The 6604-nt window shown below is 70.1% G+C and carries 4 protein-coding genes and 1 pseudogene; 4 read left to right on the top strand and 1 reads right to left on the bottom strand.

Translation table 11 applies throughout. The features are described from left to right. The first annotated feature begins 1110 nt into the window (after positions 1 to 1110). From ABD358_RS27430 to ABD358_RS27415, 4 genes and pseudogenes are all read left to right on the top strand, one after another. Positions 1111 to 4158, top strand: a complete 3048-nt coding sequence (locus ABD358_RS27430; protein ID WP_425576438.1) for a helicase associated domain-containing protein — start codon at positions 1111 to 1113, stop codon at positions 4156 to 4158. A gap of 361 nt (positions 4159 to 4519) precedes the next feature. Further along, positions 4520 to 4726 (top strand): hypothetical protein, encoded by a 207-nt coding sequence (locus tag ABD358_RS27425; RefSeq protein ID WP_344633856.1) that lies wholly within the window; start codon positions 4520 to 4522, stop codon positions 4724 to 4726. A 41-nt stretch (positions 4727 to 4767) separates the two neighbouring features. Continuing rightward, positions 4768 to 5178, top strand: a complete 411-nt coding sequence (locus ABD358_RS27420; protein WP_344633855.1) for a hypothetical protein — start codon at positions 4768 to 4770, stop codon at positions 5176 to 5178. A 218-nt stretch (positions 5179 to 5396) separates the two neighbouring features. Beyond that, positions 5397 to 5868: pseudogene (locus tag ABD358_RS27415) on the top strand (ATP-binding protein); the annotation flags it as partial. 83 nt (positions 5869 to 5951) lie between these two features. On the opposite strand, the gene ABD358_RS27410 reads toward ABD358_RS27415, so the two are convergent. Then, entirely contained in the window at positions 5952 to 6599 is a 648-nt protein-coding gene (locus ABD358_RS27410; RefSeq protein WP_344633854.1) for a dihydrofolate reductase family protein, read from the bottom strand. Positions 6600 to 6604: the final 5 nt, after the last annotated feature.

Below are 6604 nucleotides of genomic sequence, written 5' to 3'. Positions count from 1 at the left end.
GCTCGCTTCGCTCGCCGCGCCCGCGCGAAGCGCGGGCGGCTCCCTCCGCTTCGCTCCGGGAGCCACCGGGAACCGAAGGCCCTCCGCAAGCTGGAAGGTCTGAACGCCTCGCTGCGCTTGCTCTGCCTGAGGGGCGGCCCGCGGTGCGGGCCGGGAGGGGTTCCGCTGCGCTCCACCCCCGGAACCGGGCCCGGGGGCGGTGCGGGTGAATGGCCGTCAGCACGTGAGTGGGGGCGGGGGTTGGCCCGCTGCGCGGGCCGGGCCGGTTATGGCAGGAAGGGGTCGGGGTGGTGAGCGCCGGTGACAGGCAGTCGCAGGGTCGCTGGATCGGGGGAGTTGGCGGGTTCCCTTAGGCGAGGATGCATTGCTGTGTAGAGTCGGGGAAAACACACCATCCCCGGGGAGCGAGGGATAGTCCGTGCAGGACGGTTGGGAGCAGGCGAGGGTTCGTGTCCGCGCTGCGGTGCGGCGCGCGGCGACGGGCATGACGGCGGAGCAGGTCGGAAAGGCCACGGACGAGGTGCGGATACACGAGCGGAATCGCTCGCGGGTGTGAAACCGAGGACGATATCCGCGCGCTCGGGATCGCGGTGGCCGAGCACACCGAGTGGCGCCGTATCGGATACGTGATGGAGGGGGAGGGGGAGGAGGCTGGAGGTCTACGGCCCCGAGCATGATCCGATGGCGGTGCGGCGGACGCGCAAAAAACAGGCCAGGCGGTGGAGGGCCGAACCGCAAGAGGCCAAGCGGGAGCGCCAGGCGCAGGACCGGCAGGGCCATGCGGCCAGGCTGGTGCTGACCGTTCCTGTGGACGGGGAGGCCTACCGGCGGCTGTGTGCCTGTGCCGCCGCCCACGGCATTACTCCGCGGCATCTGCCGGGCCTGCCGGCCGAGCGGGTCCGCACCACACCCGAGGGGCTTGTGGACGTGGCCCCCCTTTGCCGTCGAAGGCACCGCAGACACCGAGAGGTAACCGGGCGGGAATTCGCCTCCGCGTGAGAATCCGGAGGTGAATTCCGGTCCACGTGCGAAAGAGCCCGGAAAACAAAAACAGGGAACGGGAGAGGCTTCATGGCGGGGATCAGGCTTCGGCCGCACCAGGTGGAGGCGGTGGACGCGATCGTCCGGGCGCTGGAACACCGCGCAGGACACCAGGTGCCGGAGGGCGGGCTGCGGGCCACGGCGGTGGCCGCCACCGGGGCCGGGAAGACGCTGATCGCGGCCGAGGCGGCGCGGAGGCTGGAGCCGCGGGGGCGGGTGCTGGTGATGGTGCCCACCCTGGACCTGCTCACCCAGACGGTTCAGGCGTGGCGCGAGGCCGGCCATAGTGGTCCGGCGGTGGCGGTGTGTTCCCTGGCAGGGGACGAGGTGCTGGCCGCACTCGGGGTGCGGTGCACCACGAACCCGATCCGGCTCGCGTTGTGGGCGGGGTCGGGGCCGGTGACGGTGTTCGCTACGTATGCGTCTCTGGCGCCGCGCCAGGAGGTAGATCCGGCCGATCCGGACGGGGACCTGGTGGAGGTGCCCGGGCCGCTGGAGGCCGCCCTCCGGGGTGCCTACGGGCAGAAGCTTCAGCCGTTCGGACTCGCGGTGGTGGACGAGGCCCACCGCACCACCGGAGACGCGGCCAAACCCTGGGCCGCCATCCACGACCAGACCCGGATCCCGGCGGCGCGGCGGCTGTACCTGACCGCCACCCCACGGATCTGGCAACCCACCACCAGACACCCGGGACGCCCGGGTGAAGAAGGCGAGGCAGGGACAGCAGGGGGCAGGAGCGGGGCTCAGGAGGCCGCAGACGGCCGCTCGGAGGCCGTTCCGGCCGATGCCGGGCAGTCCGGGCAGGTGGTGGCGAGCATGGACGACACCCGCCTCTACGGCCCACAGGTGTTCACCTTCTCCCTCACCGAAGCCATCGACCGCGGCATCCTCGCCCGATTCGAAATCGACGTCCTCGAAATCCACCCACCCGACCCCGGGACGGAAGGAGTGACCGGAACGGACGGGACGGGAGACGTGACCGGAACAGCCAGGCAGGGTGGGAACGAGAAGGAGAAACGGAGCCGGCGCCCGGCCGCCCTCCCAGAGGAGAAGCAGCGGGGTCGGCGGCTGGCCGCCTTGCAGGCCGCGCTGGTCCAGCACGCGGCCGCCACCGGGGTGCGGTCACTGATCACCTTCCACCACCGCACCGTGGAAGCCATGGCGTTCGCGCGGGCCCTGCCCGGCACCGCGGCCCGACTCCACCAGAAGGACCCCGCACGGTATCCGCGGCGGGTGTGGGCCGACTGGCTCTGCGGCGAACACGAGCCGCAGCATCGGCGCCGGGTGCTGGACCGGTTCGCCGACGGCATCGACGACCACGGCTGGGAGACCGAACTGAGCGTGCTGGCGAACGTCCGCGTCCTGGGCGAAGGCGTCGACATCACCGGCCGACGCGGCGTCGACGGCGTGGTGTTCGCGGACGTGCGCGGCTCGGCCGTCGACATCGTCCAGGCCGTCGGCCGGGCCCTGCGGCAAAAACCCGGCCAGGGGAAGGTCGCGCGGCTGGTGGTGCCGGTGTTTCTGGAGCCAGGGGAGGCGCCGGACGACATGCTCGCCTCCGCCTCCTACAAACCCCTCATCGCCGTCCTGCAGGGGCTGCGCAGCCACTCGGAACAACTCGTCGAACAGCTCGCGGCCGCATCCGCACCCAGCCGCACCCAACCTGTGTCGGTGCTCGGCCTGGACCCCGCCCACGACCACGACGGCGGTGGTGGGGGCGAGGGGTCGCCGCCGGTGGCGGTGCCGCTGCTGCGCTTTGCCACCCCCCGCGACCCGCAATTGATCGCCCAGTTCATCCGCACCCGCGTCATCCAACCCGAATCCCAGATCTGGCTCACCGGACTCACCGCCCTCCGGAAATGGCACCACCAACACCACAACGAGCACCAGGACGATCACGAGAACCAGGCCCACGAGCAGGACCAAGGGCAAGGCGACAAGCACGTCGGCGGGATCGAGGGCCAAGGCCAGGAGCACGACAGCGACAAGCACAAGCACGGCGACAAGAACCAGGACCAGGAACACGACGACAACAAGAACCAGAACCAGGAACACGACGACAACAAGAACCAGAACCAGGAACACGACGACGACAAGAACCAGGACCAGGGGCGGGGCGGCCTGCGCGAGCGCCACCAGCACAACAACCACCAGACCGAGCCACAGGGGCACAACCACGACAACAGCAACCGGGAACACCGCCACCACAGGAAAGACGGCAAAGTCAGAACAAGCGGCACCACCAGCCCGGCGCGGGGGCCGGTGGCGGTGCCGCTCGACGCCCGCGTCGGCCCCTTCCCCCTCGGCCAGTGGGTCAGCGAACAGCGCCGCGCCTACCGCGCCGGCACCCTCCCAGCCTGGCGCATCGAACTGCTGGAAGAAGCCGGCATGGTCTGGTCCGTGCCCGACGCCGCCTTCGAGGAAAACCTCGCCGCCGCACGCACCTACCACGCCCTGCACGGCACGCTGTGCGCACCCCGAACGGCGGTGGCCGAGGGTCGGCCGGTGGGGCAGTGGCTCACCAACTGCCGCCGCCCCGGCGGACTCGGCAAAAACCCCCAGCGCGCGGCCGAACGAGCCGCCCGACTCGCCGCCATCGACCCCGACTGGAACCCCGCAGAAAAAGGCTGGACCGTCGACTGGCAACGCCACTACACCAAGCTACGCACCTGCCTCGAAGGCGGCGCCACCCCCGACCAGATCCGCCCCGGCATCACCATCGGCGGAGAAGACATCGGACTGTGGCTCGCCCGACAACGCGCCAAATGGCCCCAGCTGACCGACAGGCAGCGCGAACGCCTGACCACCCTCGGCATCCAACCCACCACGCCAGCAGGAGACGGCACGGCAGGAAACGACAGCCAGACCGGGCAGACACCATGGGCGGTCACCATCCCCGCCACCACCACACCCTGGGACCGCGCCCTGGCCGCACTCCGCCAATACCAGGCCCGGGAAGGACACACCCGGGTGCCGAGGAAGTGGATCGAGACCGTCCACGACGAAGCCGGGCACCAGCACCCCATCCGGCTCGGGGTATGGATCAGCAACCAGAAGAGCCGCCGGGCCAAGCTGCCGGCCGAGCGGGTGAAGGCACTGGAAGAACTGGGAGCGTAGGAGCAAGGAAGACGCCGAACACCCAGGCAAGCACCAGACGGTCCGCCCACCTGCGGTTCCCAGGAGACTGCTGTCGGCGTACACGTGAATGCGCCCAGTCACGCACGGACGAACGGGCTCTGTCTCTGATCTTGCGACGATCCCAATATTCAAGCCGGCGTTGTCAGGGGGTGCCAGGATGGACCGCTGCCGGACCCTGGAGCGAGAGGGAGACATGGGCGAGTTGCCGCGGTGGCTTGAGGTGTGGTTTGCGGAGCATGAGGCCGTGAGCCGAGCCCGAGGAACCAAGATCGTGTTGTGGCGCCGGCCTCCCGATGGACCCCCTGACCGCCCGGGGCGGAAACCGACTGCCGATGCGAAGGTGACCGCCGAGAAGGGGAGCCGGTGGGGCAACGCTGCCGTGTATGCCGAAGGCTGGGGCCATCTCATGGGGATCGATGACGTGACCGAGGTGGTTTGGCAGGCGGACATTCGCCCCCAGTCCCAGGCCGTACTCGATGTGATCGTCGGGCAGATGCTGGCCTGGGTCGAATCGACGGCTGAGGCGCCGAGCTGGGCCAGGAACTGAGAGGCAGGGGCGGGGCGACACTGGACGAGATCCGGCCCGGCGTGACCGTCGGCGGGGAGGAGATCGGACTGTGGCTCGCCCGGCAGCGCACCGGGTGGCAGCAGCCCGCCGACAGGCAGCGCGAACGCCTCACCGCCCTCGGCATCACACCGACCATGCCAGCGCCGGGCGGTGAGGCCCCCCCCGGGGGGGCGGGCCACCCGCCGACCGAGCGGACAGCGGCGTATGCGGCGGCTCTGCTGCGGCGGTGGCCCGACATGGACGAAGACGAGGACGAGGACGACAGCTCGCCGTGGTGCAGCGGACCGCTGATCGACGAGGCGAGCGGCCCACTGCTCTACATCGCCCCGCGGTGGAGCACGGCCGATGAAGCCTCCCCGTACGCCACACAGCTCGCCACGCCCACGGAACTGGCCTGCTCCGACATCCCCAGGAACAAACACCGGCCATAGCCCCCCGACCCGCCGGCAGTGACCGGGGAGGCCCGCAGCGAGGCGGCCCGGGTGGACCCGCCCGGGCCCCTGCGCAGTCTTTGGCCGGTCTGAACGGGCGGGCAAACGCGGCAGATGAAGGTTCCTCTGCCCCTGGACAAGGGGACGATCACCGGACGGCTCCGGTAGAGCACCGGGATTTCCCGGAACACCACAGGTCGTTTCCTTCTCTCACCGAGAAGGGCCAGCCGCTCTGCCTGATCGGCGACTCCGGCACCGGCAAGTCCCACATGCTGATCGCTCTGGGCACCGAGGCCGCGATGAAGGGCTACCGGGTCCGCTACACCCTCGCCACGAAGCTGGTCAACGAGCTGGTCGAGGCCGCAGACGAGAAGCAACTGAACAAGACCATCGCCCGCTACGGCCTCGTCGATCTCCTCTGCATCGACGAACTCGGCTACATGGAACTCGACCGGCACGGCGCCGAACTCCTCTTCCAGGTCCTGACCGAACGCAAGGAGAAGAACAGCGTCGCCATCGCCTCAAACGAGTCCTTCGGCGGCTGGGACCAAGACCTTCACCGACCCCCGCCTCTGCGCGGCCATCGTCGACCGCCTCACCTTCAACGGCACCACCATTAAGACCGGCACCGACTCCTACCGACTCGCCTCCACCCGAGCCCGCGCCGAAGAGCCTGCCAAGGTGGGCTGACCGCCCAAGGCGCGACTCGACGGCCCGCCTCAGGGCGGCCCCGGGAGGCGAAACAGCCGGCCGGGGCCGGCCCTGAGGACCGGTCACCTTCGCCAGAACAGGTGGTGTGTCACCCCGCTCGGGCTGGGCACGACCTCCAGGTGGAACCGGTCGAGCAGTTCCTCGGGGGACTCCCACAGTCGCAGTCCGGACCCGAGCTTCACCGGCGAGACCGCCACATGCAGGGTGTCGACGAGATCGGCCTCCAGGAACTGCCGGATGGTGGTGACCCCGCCGCCCAGTCGGACGTCCTTGCCCTGCGCCGCCTCCCGCGCCTGCTCCAGGACCGTGGCCGGGTCGCCGCCGACGAAGTGGAACGTGGTGTCGGAGAGCGTGAACGACGGACGCTTGTGGTGAGTCATGACGAACACCGGGGTGCGGAACGGGGGCTCGTCACCCCACCAGCCGCGCCACTCATGGTCCTGCCAGGGCCCGCGCTGGGGCCCGAACTTGTTGCGGCCCATGATCTCGGCGCCGATGTTGCATGCGTAGTCCCGCGTGAAGTAGTCGTCGAGGCCCCGGCTCCCCCCGGGATCGGTGCGCCCGGGCCAGCTCGCCGTGGCACCGGCCCAGGCGAACAGCCTCTCGGGGCGGTCGACGTGGCCGAACGGCCGCTCGAGGCTCTGGTCCTCACCGGCGCCGATTCCGTCGCTCGAGACGTTGAAGTTCTGGACTCTCAGCAGCTGAGCCACGTGTT

The organism is Streptomyces glaucosporus (genome assembly GCF_039533345.1).
GTDB lineage: Bacteria > Actinomycetota > Actinomycetes > Streptomycetales > Streptomycetaceae > Streptomyces > Streptomyces glaucosporus.
This window is presented reverse-complemented; position numbering and strand designations above follow the sequence as displayed.